Here is a 14,356-nt window from a genome sequence, read left to right as displayed (position 1 = left end):
TAATCTTATCAGCGCGATCGCCCTGCGTCACTCTCGCGACGCGCGGAGCGCCTCGTCCAGTTCCGCCGACGCCGGAGGGTTCGCTCCCGCGCGGGCCACGGTCAGCGCAGCGCTGGTGAGGGCCGTCTCCAGGGCCGCGCGCACCGCGTCGTCCGGCAGAGGCTCCCCCACCGCGAGCAGACGGTCCGTCCCGTCGCGCAGCAGAGCGTGCAGCAGCCCGGACATGAACGCATCGCCCGCGCCGATCGTGTCCGCGACGACGACCGGCCGTGCCGGCAGGGAGAACCACGAGCCGTCCACCAGCGCCAGGCACCCCTCGGATCCGCGCGTGGCGACGACGAACCGCGCACCGTGCGCGGCGAGGTCGGCGAGGACCTCCTCGAGCGTCGCGTCCGGGGCGAGCCAGGCCGCATCCTCGTCGCTCAGCTTGACCACGTGGCACAGCGCCGCGAGGTCGGCGACCCGACACAGCACCTCGTCGCGCGTGCCGATCACGTCGGGGCGGATGTTGGGATCGAGCGTCAGGAGCGTCCCGCCCCCGGCGGATCCCAGCGCCGCTCGGACCGCCGACGCGCCCGGTTCCCGCAGCGCGCCGATCGACCCGGTGTGCACCAGGCGGGCGCCGGTCGCGTCCGGTGCGGGGATGTCCCAGTCGATGTCGAACTCGTAGCTGGCCTTGCCGTCGGCGTCCACGCGCGCGATCGCCGTCGACGTGGAGCCCGTGACGAGAGTGCCGGGCCCGAGCGTCACGCCCGCCTCGTCCAGGTGCGCGCGGATCAGGTCGCCGTAGGCGTCGGCGCCGATCCGCGCGTGCAGGGTCGTGGGATGCCCCAGCCGGGCGAGCCCGACCGCGATGTTCATCGGCGATCCGCCTGGATGCGTCTCGCCGCCCTCGACGACGTCGACGAGGGCCTCGCCGATCACCTGGATCTGGTCCGTCACGCCGTCCGCCCCTTCACCTCTGTCGCGCTCACCGCGCTCACCACGAATCGCTCGATGAGAACGCTACCGCCTCGCCCCGCGATCGAGGCGCCGGCGCCGTCGCGCTCCGGCAGCAGGTCGGTGATCGTGCAGGTGCCACCGGATGCGAACACCTCGATCGAGTCGCGGTCCAGCCAGATGACCAGCTCGACGCGCTCGCGCGCACCGAGGCGCACCTCCTCGATACTGCCGAATCCATCTGGCATCGCGCCGGCGGCGGGTCGTCGATCCAGGCGCAACGACCCGCTGTCCGCCGAGTAGTCCAGGATCGCGGTGCCGCCCAGATCCAGGGCGAATCCGTCCGCGCCGTCGAGGCGGGCGCTCAGCTCGATCCGGCACCGCTCCGGCAGCTCCTCGATCAGCGTCGAAGGCGCGCCCGCACGCACATCCGCGAGCTCGGCGATCGTGGTCGTCTGCGGCCCGATCGGCTCCTGGCGAAGGCGCACCCGCCCCTCGGCGCGGACCAGGGTGAGCCGGCGCGCGAGCGTCATCGCGCCGCGCTGCGGGGCCTCGGCATCGACGGGCAGACGGCCCGCGTAGTCCCAGTTGCTCATCCAGGCGATGAGGATCCGTTCCCCGTCGGGAAGGCCGGAGAACGTCACCCCCGCGTAGCAGTCCCGTCCGTGGTCGAGCCAGTCGCACGCCTCAAGCGGCGCCGCCGGAGGCATCGGCTCGTCCGGGGTGAATCGCACTCCATCGAAGGAGCCGATCACGTACTGCGTCCCGGATCCGCCGGCGATCCCGCCCGGGTTGAGGCTGATCAGCAGCACCCAGCGCACCTCGGACGGATCGCCGTCGACCGCGAGCGGGAACAGGTCAGGGCACTCCCAGACGCCGCCCGTCGCCCCGCGCGGCCCGTAGTCGGACAGGTACGTCCACGTCTTCAGGTCGTCCGAGCGATACAGCACGACGCGGCGCTCGACCGCCTCGACCGCGACCATCACCCAGTACGCGCCCGCCGGCCCCGCGTAGCGGAACACCTTCGGGTCCCGGAAGTCGGCCGAGCCGCGGTCGAGCACGGGATTGCCATCGTACGGCCGCCAGGTCAGGCCGCCGTCGAGGCTCGATGCGATGCCCTGCGCCTGGAGACGTCCCACCTGGTCGGCGAGCGTGAACACCGCCACGAGGGGCGATTTCTCCGGCGAGCCGAGCCCGCTGGTGTCGTGCTCGTCGAACACGACGGAGCCCGAGAAGATCTCGTGCTCCTCCGTGTAGCGGATCGCGACCGGATGCTCCTCCCACCGCACGAGATCGGTGCTGGACGCATGCCCCCAGCTCATGAAGCCGTGGGTCGCGCCCTCTGGGTTGTACTGGAAGTAGAGGTGATACCGGCCGTCGTGGAACACGAGCCCGTTCGGGTCGTTCATCCAGTTCTGCGCGGGACGGAAGTGCAGGGGTGATCGGGTCATGGACGGTCCTCCGGGGACGATGACGGGGGCGGTGTTCCTCACGACCGCGTGCGGACGACGAGGGAGAGGAGCTCGGCGGCGCCGCCGTTGACGAAGAACCCGATGCGCTCCCCCGCACGACGGTGCAGCCGTGTGCTCAGAGCGATCTGTCGGTCCACGACCGCGACGAGGATGTCGCCCTCGGCGATGATCTCGATACGGTGGCGCCCCGGGGCCAGCCGGCAAGGGCGTTCGAGGACGAACGGCACGTCGCCGGAGATCTGCCACTGCTCGCCGCCGATCCTGGTCCGGGGCCAGCGGTCGAAGACGACCCTGTCGCGCCGCGGCTCGAGCCGGATCGCTCCGCCCTCGTCGCCGTCGGCGGAGGCGCGCACGAGCAGCCCGACTTCTTCTGTCCCCTCTGCGATGTCGATCTCGGCGGTCAGCAGATACGCGTCGGGCAGATCCACGTCACCGACGATCTGAGCGAACCGGTCCGCGCCGACCAGCGACGCCGGAAGGGCGGGCAGGCCGGACTCCACCCGCACGGAGAACGATGCCAGGAGCTCGTCGGGCAGACGGAACGCCAGAGTCCCGTCGGGGTTCTGATCGGCCTCGAGCGCCGACATCGTGCCGGCCCACTGCCACGCCCCATCGTCCGAGTCGCCCTCGCGCGTCGAGATCCATCCGACGAAGAACCGCCGTCCGTCGCGTTCGACGGTCTTGGCGGCGTAGAACGCCCGCGCATCGACCGTGTCCTGCTCGGGTGCGAGCCAGGGACCGTCCGGCGATGACGCCATCCGATAGCGGGTGCAGAACGCGTCGGAGAATTCCGAGTACACCAGGTACCACCACTCGCCCCAGCGGAACACGTCGGGGCACTCGTGCGCGATGTACCGGCGGGGATCCCAGAACGGCCTCGTCGGCGTCCACGACTCGAGATCCGTCGAGATCAGCTGCGCGATCGTGCCGCGCCGCCGCTCCGGGCCGTTCGCATGACGGGCCGCGACGAGCATCCGCCACACGTCGCCGTCGCGGAAGACGAAGGGATCCCGCCAGTCGCCGGATTCGAATCCTTCGGTCGCGCCGAAGGTGTGCTCGGGGTGCTTGACCCACTCGCTCAGACCGTCCGCGCTCGTCGCGTGGGCGACCAATTGCAGCGGGCGCCCGTCCGCCCCGAGCCGGCGAGGGTTCTGCGCGGTCGAGAAGAGGTGCGCGAGCCCGTCGTCGTCTCGCACGACGGAGCCCGTGTAGACGTTGAAGTCCTCCGCGTCGGGTCCGCCGCTCGGCACGGCGAGGCCGTGATCGACGAAGTCCACGAAGTCGGTGGTCGTGACCAGGTGCCAGGGCATTCCCGTGCTCGGCACGGCGCGATCCTCGTACAGGTACCAGAGGTGGAAGACGCCGTCCTGTCGGAAGGGGATGACATCGCCCACCCACGCGCCCTCGGGGCGGAAGAAGACGCGGCTCATCGGGACGAGCCCGCGGTGACGCCGGCGATGAAGTAGCGCTGGGCGAAGATGAACAGCAGCACGCTCGGGATCATCGACAGCACGACACCCGCGAGCACGACCGAGATCGAGCCCGTGCCGAGGTTCCCCTGGAGGCCGACGAGTCCGAGGGGCAGCGTGAAGTTGCTCTGGGACTGCAGGAAGATCAGCGGCCGATAGAACTCCGCCCAGAATCCCGAGAAGTTCAGGATCGCGAGCGTCGAGATCGCGGGAGCCGCCATCCGCGCGTAGACGTGCCAGAACACGCCGAACTGCGTGGCGCCGTCGATGCGCGCCGCCTCGCCGAGCTCTCGCGGCATCTGCATGAAGTACTGCCTCATGAGGAACGTGCCGAACGCGCTGCCCAGCGCCGGGATGATCAGCGAGGCGAGGCTGTCGGTGAGTCCGAACGACTTGATGATGAGGAAGACCGGGATGATGATCGTCTGCAGAGGCACCATCATGGTCGCCAGGAACGCGCCGAAGATCACGTTCTTGCCGGGGAACGAGATCATCGCGAACGCGTAGCCGCTCAGGGTGCAGGTGATCGTCTGCCCCACCACGATGAGCACGGTCACGATCATGCTGTTCAGGAAGAACTGGCCGATCGGAACCTGCTCGAACACGGCGGCGTAGTTGCCGAAGTCGGGGTTCCACGGGATCCACTGCGGCGGATTCTCGAACGCCTGCGCGGGAGTCCGCAGCGAGGTCGTCACCGCCCACAGCAGCGGGCCGAGCGCGAACACGGCGGCCAGCATGAGCGCGATCAGTCCCGCGATCCTGCCGACGCTGAAGGCGCGGCGACGCCGCCCGGCCGTGATCGTCATCGTCGTGCTCATTGGTAGAACACCACCTTCCGTGCGGCGAGGAACTGGATGCCGGTGATCGCCAGGATCAGCAGCAGGAGGACGATCGCGATCGCCGACGAGTAACCGAACTGCAGGTTCTGGAACCCGGTCTGGTACATCGAGATCGTGGCCGTCGTCGTCGCGGTGCCAGGGCCGCCCTTCGTCATGATGAAGGGCTGGTCGAACAGCTGCATGGCGTTGATGAACGCGATGACCGCGGCGAACAGGATGGTCGGACTGATCAGCGGGATCTTGATCCGGAACAGCGTGCGCAGCGGGCCGGCGCCGTCGATCGACGACGCCTCGAGCACGTCGGTCGGCACAGCCATCAGCGCCGACACGAAGAGCACGAACGTGAAGCCCACCTGCTGCCAGACCACGATCAGCACGATCGTCGCCTGGGCGCCGATCGGACTCGACAGCCACGGCACCCCGGAGATCCCGAGCAGTCCGAGGTAGTAGTTGATCGCGCCGAACTTGGTGTCGAACAGGTACCCCATGAAGATGGCCACCGCGGCGGTGGAGGCGAGCAGCGGCAGATAGAACGCGGTGCGGAAGAAGGTGCGGCCGAACCGCGTGGTGCGCTGGTTGACGAGCACCGCGAGGAAGAGTCCGAGGGTCAGCTGCAGCACGACGATCGCGATCGCCATGCAGATCGTCACGCCGAACGACTGCAGCACCGGCCCGTCGGTGAAGAAGCGCTCGTAGTTCGCCAGCCCCGCCCAGGTCGGCGGCGAGATGACGTCCCAGTCGAAGAACGACAGGCCGAGCGAGGCGAGGATCGGGGCGAACGTGAAGACCGTCACGAAGAGCATCGCGAGAGCGATCATCGCGTAGCCGAACGCCGCCTCACGCCGGGCCGTCCGTCGCGCGCCGGGGCGGCGGCGAACGGCCCTGAGCGGCTTCGAGAGGGCAGGAGAAGACATCAGCTGCCCTTCGCCACCTTCTCGAGGTCGCTCTGCATCGCGTCGAGAGCGGCTTTCGCGTTGCCCGAGGAGATGGCCTCGGTGGTCCTCTGGTTCAGGGAGGTCGCGAGGGCGTTGTAATACGACGGAGCCGAGATCGGCACGGATCCGTCGAGCTGGTCGTAGAACACGGACCAGTTCTTCGGTCCGGTGGTCTTGTACCGTTCGGCGGTCATGAGCGACTTGCGCCCCGGCGTCGTGACATTGCCCGGGAAAATGATGTCGAAGCTCTCCGGCTCGATCATCATCTTGATGACCTCCCATGCCGCGTCCTTCTTCTGCGAGGACTGGAAGATCGAGTAGCCGCCGGTGCCGAACAGCGACTTGTTCCCCTTCCAGGTCGGGAAGGCCTGCACGTCGAAGCTGCCGTCCTGCATGCCCGCGTTGTGCAGGCCACCGGCCCAGAACCCGCCGCCGATCGTCATGCCGATCCGTCCCGAGGAGAACAGTCCCTGCAGGGTGCCGCCGCCGCCCACGTCGGGCGAGGGCGAGAAGCCGGCCTTCTGGAGGTCGATGACGTACTGCAGGGCCTCGACGGAGGCCGACGAGTTCGCGGTCGGCGCGCCCCATTTCCAGCCTCCCTTGCGCCCCGCGACGCTCGCGCTGCCCGAGTCGTAGGCCTTGCCCCACAGCCAGTCGCCGCCGTCGTACTTGCCTTCCTCGAGCAGGTTGCCGCCGTTCGCGTAGAGGAAGGAGGTCCAGCTGCCCCACAGGCGCACCACCCAGTCGAAGGGCAGGATGTCGCCGCCGACCTTCGAGATCTTCTCGGCCGTGCTGTGGAAGTCGTCGATCGTCCACCCCGCGGTGGGTGCGGCGGCACCGGCCTTCTGCAGCACGTCGTTGTTGAAGAACATGCTCCCGGCGTTGAAGCTGTCCGGCATGTTGTAGAGGTGCCCGTCGACCATCATCGCCTCGATGAGCGCCGGGTGGATGTCGTCGAAGTACCCCGACTTGAGCGCCGACATGTCCTTCGTGACGTAGTCGTCCAGCGGCACGATGAGCTTCTTGCCCGCCATGAGCTGCAGGCCCTCGGTCGCCACGCTCACGATGTCCGGAGCCTGCCCCGCGGCGATGAGCGTGAGCACCTTCGCCAGGAAGTCGTTCCAGTCGGTGCCGTTGATCGCCGTGATCTTGAGGTTCAGGTCCTTGTCGATCTTCTTGACCTTCGGCTGCAGCGCGTTCTGCAGGGTGGTGGCGGCCTTCTGGTCACCGAAGTACAGCATGGTCAGTGTGCCGCTCGTGCCCCCGCCGCCACCGCCCGCGGACGGCGCGCAACCGGTGAGGCTCGCCCCCATACCCACCAGGGCGGCGCTCGCGAGGCCGTAGCCTCCCAGTCGCAACAGGTCGCGTCGGCCCAGGACGGGCCCGAAATCACGTGCCATCAACGTCTCCTCTCTGAGAGCGAATCGGCCTGCACCGGGTGTGCATGACAGCACTTGCTGAACCGATTTAACAGAAGCTAACACCCGGGAGGCAAGTCATGCAAGCGAGGAAGATAAATTGATTCATCTTCCTACTCCATCCGTTAGATTGAGGAGGGAGAAAAGGAGGTGCTGCTCATGGCCGCCACCCCGAGACCGACGCTCGCCGATGTCGCACGCTTGTCCGGCCTGTCCAAGACGGCGGTCAGCCTGATCCTCAACGACCGGCCGTCGCGGCTCTCCGCGGATGCCGTCGAGCGTGTGCGCACCGCTGCGGCGCAGCTCGGCTACAAGCCGAACCCCGCCGCGCAGAGCCTGCGGTCGGGGAAGACGCGCTCGATCGGCTTCATCTCCGATCAGGTGACGATCACGCGCTTCGCATCGGCGATGGTGCGAGGCACGCTGCGAGCCGCGAAGGAACTCGACCACACCGTGCTCATCGCAGAGACCGGCGACGACGTGACGCAGCTGGCCGCCGCCTTCGACGAGATGATCGACCGCCGGGTCGACGGCGTGATCGTCGGGCTGATGGCCGCGCGCATGGTCGATGTCCCGGCCGCTCCGCGCGGCGTACCCGTCGTCATCGTCAACGGCCGCACCCCCGATGATCTGCCCAGCGTGCTGCCCGACGAGTACACGGCCGGGTGCACCATCGCATCCGTGCTCCTGGACGCCGGCCACACGCGCATCGGCTTCATCGGCGACATCCCGCACATCGCGGGCGACCCTCGTCGCTCCGTCACGATCGCCCGGCGCCTCGCCGGGATCCGGGAGACCTTCGCCGCACAGGGCGTGCAGGCGGTCGAGGTGGAGATCGAGGACTGGCGGACCTCGATCGGATTCACCCAGGCGCATGCGCTGCTGGACGCGAACCCCGACCTGACCGCGTTCATCGCGGCGACCGACGGCGTGGCATTCGGCATCTATCAGGCGCTCGCGGAACGCGGCCTCCGCGTGCCGGAGGACATCTCGGTCGTCTCCTTCGATGACGAGGAGCTCGCGTCGCTGGTCCGGCCCGGCCTCACGACCGCCCGCCTCCCCTACGAGCAGATGGCTCGGCTCGGGGTCGAGATGCTGCTCGGCGAGCGGGATCTCGCCCACGAGCTCGTCCCCATGCCGCTCATCGTGCGCGATTCGGTCCGCGACCTGCGCTGAGCCGCCCGGCTCGGCCCGGCTCAGTCCTCCCGCAGGGCGAGCAGCTCGCGAGCGTGCTCGAGGGCCGCGCCGGAATCGGCGAGCCCGGAGAGCAGCCGCGCCATCTCGGCCTCGCGCTCCTCCCCCGCGAGGCGGCGGACGCTGGACGCGGTGACCTGCCCGTCGTTCGCCTTCACGACGCTGAGGTGGTTGTTCGCGAACGCGGCCACCTGGGCGAGGTGCGTGACGGCGATCACCTGGGAGGTGCGCGCCAGGCGGGCGAGCCGCCGCCCGACCTCGATCGCCGCCGCGCCGCCGATGCCGGCGTCGACCTCGTCGAAGACGAAGGTCGGGACCGGATCCGTGCCCGCGATGACGACCTCGATCGCGAGCATCACCCGCGACAGCTCACCGCCGGACGCGCCCTTCGCGACGGATCGCGGATCCGCGCCCGGATGCGGAGCGAGGAGGATCGCGACGTCATCGCGCCCGTGTGCGCTCTCGGTGCCCTCGGTGACCGCGACGACCAGGCGGGCGTCCGGCATCGCGAGGGCGTGCAGCTCCTCCGTGACCGCGGTGCCGAGCCGTCCCGCCGCCTCGGTGCGGGTGGCGGTGAGTGCGGCGGCGGCCTCGTCCAGAGTCGCGCGTGCGGCATCGAGCTCGATGTTGAGTCGTTCGATGTGGTCGGAGTCGTCATCCAGCTCGGCGAGGCGCGCGGATCCGGTGTTCCAGAGCTCGAGAGCGGCGTCGAGCGTGCCGTGGGCGCGCACGAGGGCGGCGAGAGCCGCACGGCGCTCCTCGACGGCGGCCAGCTCGTGCGGACCGGACTCGTCGAGATCGGCGAGATAGCCGCTCAACTGCGCGGCGATGTCGGTGGCGCGGTAGCCGATCTCCGCGATGCTCTCGGCGATCGCCGTCAGCTCCGGGTCGCCCGCGCGTTCCAGGGCGCGCCGGGCCTCTGCGGCGAGCGTCGTGACGTCGTTGTCGCCGTCCTCATCGGAGAGCGCCGCCCGGGCGATCGCCGCGGACTGGCGCAGCTCCTCGGCGTTCGCGAGGCGCTCGGCGCGCTCGGTCAGAGCGTCGTCCTCCCCCGGCTGCGGATCGGTCGCCTCGATGAGCCCGAGCGCCTCACGCAGGTCGTCGGCCTCTCGCCGGCGCCGTTCCTGGTTGCCGCTGATCTCCTCGAGCTGAGCGGACAGGGCGCGCCAGCGCTCCCATGCGCCCTCGTAGTCGGCACGCAGCAGCGCAATGGCGGAGCCGCCGAAGCGATCGAGGGCGTCGCGCTGCGCGGCCGCGGACCGCAGGCGCAGCTGCTCGGACTGTCCGTGCACGACGACCAGGTCGTCGGCGAGGTCGGCCAGCACGCCGGCCGGGGCGGCGCGTCCGCCGACGCTCGCACGGCTGCGCCCCTCGGCGGTGAGCGTGCGGGAGACGTACAGCTCGCCGCGCTCGTCGTCGTAGGGCTCGAGCTCGCCACCCGCGTCGGCGACGGTGTCGGCGACGGATCCCGCGCTCGGCACGATCCACACGCCCGCCACCGAGGCCTGCGCGGCACCGGCGCGCACGGCACCGGAGTCGGCCCTCGCCCCCAGCAGGAGTCCGAGACCCGTCACGACCATGGTCTTGCCGGCACCGGTCTCGCCGGTGATCGCGGTGAACCCTGGGCCGATCGGCAGGACGGCCTCTGCGATGACGCCGAGGTCGCGCAGGCGCATCTCCTCGATCATGCTTCGGCCCCCCGCCAGCCCGAGACCGGCAGCTGGAACTTGCGCACCAGACGGTCGGTGAACACGCTCGGGTGCAGCCGCGCGAGACGCACGGGGCGCGAGGAACGGCGCACGATGACCCTCGCGCCGCGCGGAAGCTCGTGCGAGCGCCGCCCGTCGCACCAGAGGATCGCGGTGCCGTCGTTGCGGTCCAAGAGCTCGATCGCGACGGGAGCGCCCGGCGCGACCACGAGCGGCCGGGCGAACAGGGCATGGGCCGACAACGGCACCACGGCGATGGCCTCGACACCCGGCCAGATCACCGGTCCGCCCGCGGAGAAGTTGTAGGCGGTCGCGCCGGTGGGCGTGGACACCACCATGCCGTCGCAGCCGAAGCTCGTCAGCGGGCGCCCGTCGATCTCGACGACCACCTCGATCATGCGCTCGCGGCTGGCCTTCTCGACCGTCGCCTCGTTCAGCGCCCACGTGCTGTAGACGACGGAGCCGTCGGCGTCCTTGACCCGCACGGCGAGCGCCATGCGCTCCTCCACGGAGTAGTCGCGATCGATGACGCGCGCCACCGCGGCGTCCATGTCGTCGCGCTCGATCTCGGCGAGGAAGCCCACATGCCCCATGTTGATGCCGAGGATCGGCGCCGTCCCTTCGCGGACGAGCTCCGCCGCGCGCAGAATGGTGCCGTCGCCGCCGAGCACGATGGCGAGCTCGATGTCCTCGACCGGGATGTCCGTTCCCAGCACATCGACGTCGGCGAAGAACTCGTCCTCCGCCGTCAGGTCCGCACGGTCGTCCGCCGAGAGGACGGGCCGGGCGCCGGCGACGCGGAGGGCCGTGACGACGCGTCTGGCAGCCTGCACGGTCTCGTCCCGGCGCGCATGTGCGACGACGAGGATCCTGCGCTCGTTCATCGGCCTCCTGCCATCTCGTCGATCCTGCTCATCCATTCTGTCGGATTGCCTCCGCCGCCGCGGGAACGGTCCCCCGCCCGCAGATGCACCAGGTACTCGGCGTTGCCGTGCGTCCCGAGGATCGGCGAAGGGAGGAGACCGCGCACGCCGAACCCCTGATCCCACGCGCTCCACAGCACGCGGGCGACCGCGTCGGCACGGATCGCGGGGTTGGTCACGAGACCGCCCCGCACCGCGGTGCGGCCCACTTCGAACTGCGGTTTGACGAGCAGCACCACATCGGCGTCCGCCTCCGCCGCCGCCGCGATCGCGGGAAGCACGAGCGTCAGGGAGATGAAAGACAGGTCACCGACCACGAGCGACGGCCGAGCGCCCTCCCCCGTCGCCGCGGCAAGGATCTCCGCGTCCATGTGCCGGACGTTGAATCCCTCCACGGCCACGACGGCGGGATCCAGGCGCACCGACGGGGCGAGCTGATCATGCCCGACGTCCACCGCGAGCACGCGACGCGCCCCGCGCTCGAGGAGCACCTGGGTGAAGCCGCCTGTGGACGCGCCCATGTCCAAGGCCAGCCGGCCCGCAGGGTCGAGGCCGAATCCGTCCAGCGCGGCGATGAGCTTGTGCGCGCCGCGGCTGACGTAGTGATCGGCGCCGGCCACATCGATCGCGTCGCCGTCCTCGACCTTGGTGGAGGCCTTGACCACGGGCTTCCCGTTGACCGTGACGAGACCGCCGTCGATGAGGGTCGCCGCATGTGTGCGCGAGCGTGCGAGGCCGCGTTCCGCCAGAGCGGCGTCCAGTCGGGCCGTCATCCGCGATCGGTACCCGGCTGCGCGGACGCGTCTCGCGGAGCGCTCTCCAGCCGACGTGCCAGGTCGTCGTGCAGGGCCTGATATGCGGCGGCGCGGGAGTCGAGCGGCTGCCCCTCGATCAGGCGCAGCCGGCTCCAGAGCCCGTCCGAAGGATCCGGTTCCGTGTTCTCGCTCACCTGCTCAGCCTACGGCGACAGGGCGCGGTTCCGACGGATCACGGCCGGTGGAAGGGATCCGCGTACAGGCGCTCCGGCACACGGAAGCCGAAGATCTGCCGGCCGGTGCGCCAGATCGCGGCGGCGCCGGCGCGCACCAGGTCGATCGGCCGGTCGCCCTCGCTGAGGATCGTGACGTCGGGACCGTCCACGCGGACGGAGGCGCCACGTACCGTGACCGTGTCGCCCTTGATCTGCGTCTGCGGGTACGGCTCGTCCAGCTCACGAAGGTCGCCGAGGATGTACGTCGGACGCGATCCCTCCGCGGCGGCGAGAAGGTGCTTGGGACGATCGATGCCCGTGAGCACCAGGACCGACTCGATGCCCGCGCGGGACGCCCCGGCGATGTCTGTGTCGAGGCGGTCGCCGATGAACAGCGGGTGCTTCGCACCGAACCGCGCGACGGCCTCCTCGAAGATCGGCGTCTCGGGCTTGCCCGCGACGGTCGCGAGACGCCCGATCGCCGTGTGCACGGCGGAGACCAGGGTTCCGTTGCCGGGGGCGACGCCCCGCGACTGCGGAATCGTCCAGTCGGTGTTGGTCGCGATCCAGGGGATCCCGCCCTCGTCCTCGGGGAGCTTCAGGGCGAACGCGGCCTCGGCCAGGTCCGTCCAGCCCACCTCGGGCGCGAATCCCTGAACGACGGCTGCGGGAGCGTCGTCGGCGCTGCGCGTCACCCGGAACCCTGCCTTGTGCACCTCGTCGACGAGCCCCTCTCCGCCGACGACCAGGATCGTGGATCCGGCGGGGATCAGGCCGCTGACGAGACGCATCGCGGCCTGCGGACTGGTGACGACCTCGTCGGGAGCGACCGTGAGGCCGAGCTCCGTCAGATGCGCCGCCACCGAGGCATCGGTGCGGGAGGCGTTGTTGGTGATGTAGCCGAGGCGACGCGACGCCTCGACCTTCTTCAGGCTGTCGATCGCGTGCGGGATCGCGCCGGCGCCGGCGTACACGACGCCGTCGAGATCAGCGAGCACGACATCGACATCGGTCAGCGGCGTGCGCTTGTCCCGGGAGAACAGGCTCACTCGGACTTCTCCGCGTCCTCCGGCTCGGTGCTGTCGGGCTCGGTATCGTCGGGCTCGGCGTTGTCCGGCTCAGCGATCTCCGGCTCAGCGATCTCGATGCCCATCGGCTCTTCTGCCAGGTCCTCGTAGGCGTCCTCGATGATCAGTTCCTCGTCATCGCCATGGCCCAGCGCCGCAGAAGCCACTTCCGCGCGCTCCTGCCAGAACGCCGCCTCCTCCTCGCGACCGAGGTCTTCGAGCACCGCGGCACGGGCGGAGAACAGGGCGGGGCTCCAGTCGAACGCGAGGTCCGGGTTGAGCTCCGGGATCTCGAGCTCGCCGAGCGCCAGTTCGGTCTCGCCGCGATCCAGACGGGCACCCGACATCGCGATCGCGAGAGCAACGCGCGTCGCGGTCGGCAGCGCCGCCCGCTCGACTGAGCGGGCCTCTTCCAGCGCGCGGTCGGGACGTCCCATGCCGCGTTCGCTGTCAACGATCAGCGCGATCTGGTCGTCGCTCCCGGAGATCCGGCGGTAGGTGCGAAGCTCACGCAGCGCCAGGGCGAAGTCGCCCATGGCGTAGGCGGTGATGGCCACGGACTCGCGGACGACCGCGACGCGGCCGGCACGACGCGAGGCCGCCAGCGCGTGCTGGTGAGCGAGCTCAGGATCCTCGTCGATGAGCTGGGCGGCCATCGCGAGGTGACGCGCGACCTGCTCGGCGTTCTCCTTGCTGAGGGTCTTCAGCTCATTGCGCGCAGAAGGGTGCAGATCGCGGGCCGTGATCTCATCGGGAAGCTCGGGATCACGCGGCCGATCCGCTGCGAACGTGTCGCGACGCGGGCGGTCGCTCGTGCGGTGCGGACGATCGTCGCCGCCGCGGTACGGACGGTCCCCATCCCGGCGAGGACGGTCATCGCCGCTCCGGTACGGGCGGTCCCCATCCCGACGCGGACGGTCATCGCCACTCCGGAACGGACGGTCGCCATCCCGACGGGGACGATCCGTGCGGTCCGAAGATCCACGGTAAGGACGGTCCCCATCACGACGCGGACGATCATCGCCACTCCGGAACGGACGATCACCATCACGACGCGGACGATCCGTGCGGTCCGAGGATCCACGGAACGGACGGTCACCCTCACGACGAGGGCGATCCGTGCGCTCGGCAGAGCCACGATAGGGACGGTCACCCTCACGACGCGGACGATCGCCGTCATTGCGCTGCGGACGATCTCCGCGCGCAGAGTCTTTGCGGAAAGAACGCTCGGAACGGTCGCCGTCGACATAGCGTCGAGGCTGCCTCGCGCCATCATCCTTGCGGTCGCGCGCGGGCTTGCCTTCTTCGGCCATGTCGGGACTCCTTCCGTTTGAGCATGTTAACGCAGAAAGGCCACCCTGCGTTGGGTGGCCTTTCTGTTAAAGGAAGTCCGGCGGTGTCCTACTCTCCCACAGGGTCCC

General features: G+C 69.9%; 14 protein-coding genes. 2 read left to right on the top strand and 12 right to left on the bottom strand.

Annotation, left to right across the window (positions count from 1 at the left end; all coding sequences use genetic code 11):
• Positions 1-27: 27 nt before the first annotated feature.
• Genes CQ044_RS03950 through CQ044_RS03925 form a run of 6 tightly spaced genes read right to left on the bottom strand, consistent with a single transcriptional unit; the run spans position 28 to position 7,054 of the window.
• Positions 28-942, bottom strand: a complete 915-nt coding sequence (locus CQ044_RS03950; protein ID WP_105687029.1) for a carbohydrate kinase — start codon at positions 940-942, stop codon at positions 28-30.
• Complete coding sequence (locus CQ044_RS03945; protein ID WP_105687028.1) at positions 939-2,390, bottom strand: glycoside hydrolase family 32 protein; 1,452 nt, start codon at positions 2,388-2,390, stop codon at positions 939-941. The genes CQ044_RS03950 and CQ044_RS03945 overlap by 4 nt, the downstream gene beginning before the upstream one ends.
• Positions 2,391-2,428: 38 nt before the next feature.
• Positions 2,429-3,841 (bottom strand): glycoside hydrolase family 32 protein, encoded by a 1,413-nt coding sequence (locus CQ044_RS03940; RefSeq protein WP_105687026.1) that lies wholly within the window; start codon positions 3,839-3,841, stop codon positions 2,429-2,431.
• The gene (locus CQ044_RS03935) at positions 3,838-4,686 is read right to left on the bottom strand and encodes a carbohydrate ABC transporter permease (protein ID WP_105687328.1); all 849 of its coding nucleotides are present in this window, start codon (positions 4,684-4,686) and stop codon (positions 3,838-3,840) included. The genes CQ044_RS03940 and CQ044_RS03935 overlap by 4 nt, the downstream gene beginning before the upstream one ends.
• An 8-nt stretch (positions 4,687-4,694) precedes the next feature.
• The gene (locus CQ044_RS03930) at positions 4,695-5,633 is read right to left on the bottom strand and encodes a carbohydrate ABC transporter permease (protein WP_219844916.1); all 939 of its coding nucleotides are present in this window, start codon (positions 5,631-5,633) and stop codon (positions 4,695-4,697) included.
• A complete protein-coding gene (locus CQ044_RS03925; RefSeq protein WP_105687024.1) occupies positions 5,633-7,054 on the bottom strand; it encodes a sugar ABC transporter substrate-binding protein in 1,422 nt (473 codons plus the stop codon). Before CQ044_RS03925 ends, CQ044_RS03930 begins: the two co-directional genes overlap by 1 nt.
• 177 nt (positions 7,055-7,231) lie before the next feature.
• Here CQ044_RS03925 and CQ044_RS03920 point away from each other — a divergent pair, with 177 nt between their 5' ends.
• A complete protein-coding gene (locus CQ044_RS03920; RefSeq protein WP_105687022.1) occupies positions 7,232-8,248 on the top strand; it encodes a LacI family DNA-binding transcriptional regulator in 1,017 nt (338 codons plus the stop codon).
• Between the two features lie 20 nt (positions 8,249-8,268).
• Here the strand turns inward: CQ044_RS03920 and recN are convergent, their stop codons facing one another.
• Genes recN through CQ044_RS03890 form a run of 6 tightly spaced genes read right to left on the bottom strand, consistent with a single transcriptional unit; the run spans position 8,269 to position 13,492 of the window.
• Positions 8,269-9,954 (bottom strand): DNA repair protein RecN, encoded by a 1,686-nt coding sequence (gene recN, locus CQ044_RS03915; protein WP_105687020.1) that lies wholly within the window; start codon positions 9,952-9,954, stop codon positions 8,269-8,271.
• On the bottom strand, positions 9,951-10,859 hold the full coding sequence (locus tag CQ044_RS03910; protein WP_105687019.1) for an NAD kinase: 909 nt from the start codon (positions 10,857-10,859) through the stop codon (positions 9,951-9,953). The genes recN and CQ044_RS03910 overlap by 4 nt, the downstream gene beginning before the upstream one ends.
• Positions 10,856-11,671 carry a TlyA family RNA methyltransferase gene (locus CQ044_RS03905; protein ID WP_105687017.1) on the bottom strand — a complete coding sequence of 272 codons (816 nt, stop codon included), beginning with the start codon at positions 11,669-11,671 and terminating at the stop codon, positions 10,856-10,858. The genes CQ044_RS03910 and CQ044_RS03905 overlap by 4 nt, the downstream gene beginning before the upstream one ends.
• Positions 11,668-11,847: a hypothetical protein gene (locus CQ044_RS03900; protein WP_045272377.1), complete on the bottom strand. Its 180-nt coding sequence runs from the start codon at positions 11,845-11,847 to the stop codon at positions 11,668-11,670. The genes CQ044_RS03905 and CQ044_RS03900 overlap by 4 nt, the downstream gene beginning before the upstream one ends.
• 38 nt (positions 11,848-11,885) lie before the next feature.
• Complete coding sequence (locus tag CQ044_RS03895) at positions 11,886-12,917, bottom strand: HAD-IIA family hydrolase (protein WP_105687015.1); 1,032 nt, start codon at positions 12,915-12,917, stop codon at positions 11,886-11,888.
• Positions 12,914-13,492: a hypothetical protein gene (locus CQ044_RS03890; RefSeq protein ID WP_181158174.1), complete on the bottom strand. Its 579-nt coding sequence runs from the start codon at positions 13,490-13,492 to the stop codon at positions 12,914-12,916. Before CQ044_RS03890 ends, CQ044_RS03895 begins: the two co-directional genes overlap by 4 nt.
• Before the next feature lie 57 nt (positions 13,493-13,549).
• Here CQ044_RS03890 and CQ044_RS19380 point away from each other — a divergent pair, with 57 nt between their 5' ends.
• Positions 13,550-14,269 carry a hypothetical protein gene (locus tag CQ044_RS19380; RefSeq protein ID WP_146116732.1) on the top strand — a complete coding sequence of 240 codons (720 nt, stop codon included), beginning with the start codon at positions 13,550-13,552 and terminating at the stop codon, positions 14,267-14,269.
• The last annotated feature ends 87 nt before the right edge of the window (positions 14,270-14,356 follow it).

Origin of the sequence: Microbacterium sp. MYb64 (assembly GCF_002979495.1) — a bacterium.
GTDB lineage: Bacteria > Actinomycetota > Actinomycetes > Actinomycetales > Microbacteriaceae > Microbacterium > Microbacterium azadirachtae_A.
Note: the sequence above shows the minus strand (reverse complement) of the source record. Positions and strands in the feature narration are given on the sequence as shown.

What these genes read in the sequence shown, in the direction of transcription:
- CQ044_RS03945 (WP_105687028.1), bottom strand. Translation starts at nt 2,390, where the DNA reads ATGACCCGATCACCCCTGCACTTCCGTCCCGCGCAGAACTGGATGAAC.
- CQ044_RS03940 (WP_105687026.1), bottom strand. Translation starts at nt 3,841, where the DNA reads ATGAGCCGCGTCTTCTTCCGCCCCGAGGGCGCGTGGGTGGGCGATGTC.
- CQ044_RS03935 (WP_105687328.1), bottom strand. Translation starts at nt 4,686, where the DNA reads ATGACGATCACGGCCGGGCGGCGTCGCCGCGCCTTCAGCGTCGGCAGG.
- CQ044_RS03930 (WP_219844916.1), bottom strand. Translation starts at nt 5,633, where the DNA reads ATGTCTTCTCCTGCCCTCTCGAAGCCGCTCAGGGCCGTTCGCCGCCGC.
- CQ044_RS03925 (WP_105687024.1), bottom strand. Translation starts at nt 7,054, where the DNA reads ATGGCACGTGATTTCGGGCCCGTCCTGGGCCGACGCGACCTGTTGCGA.
- CQ044_RS03920 (WP_105687022.1), top strand. Translation starts at nt 7,232, where the DNA reads ATGGCCGCCACCCCGAGACCGACGCTCGCCGATGTCGCACGCTTGTCC.
- recN (WP_105687020.1), bottom strand. Translation starts at nt 9,954, where the DNA reads ATGATCGAGGAGATGCGCCTGCGCGACCTCGGCGTCATCGCAGAGGCC.
- CQ044_RS03910 (WP_105687019.1), bottom strand. Translation starts at nt 10,859, where the DNA reads ATGAACGAGCGCAGGATCCTCGTCGTCGCACATGCGCGCCGGGACGAG.
- CQ044_RS03905 (WP_105687017.1), bottom strand. Translation starts at nt 11,671, where the DNA reads ATGACGGCCCGACTGGACGCCGCTCTGGCGGAACGCGGCCTCGCACGC.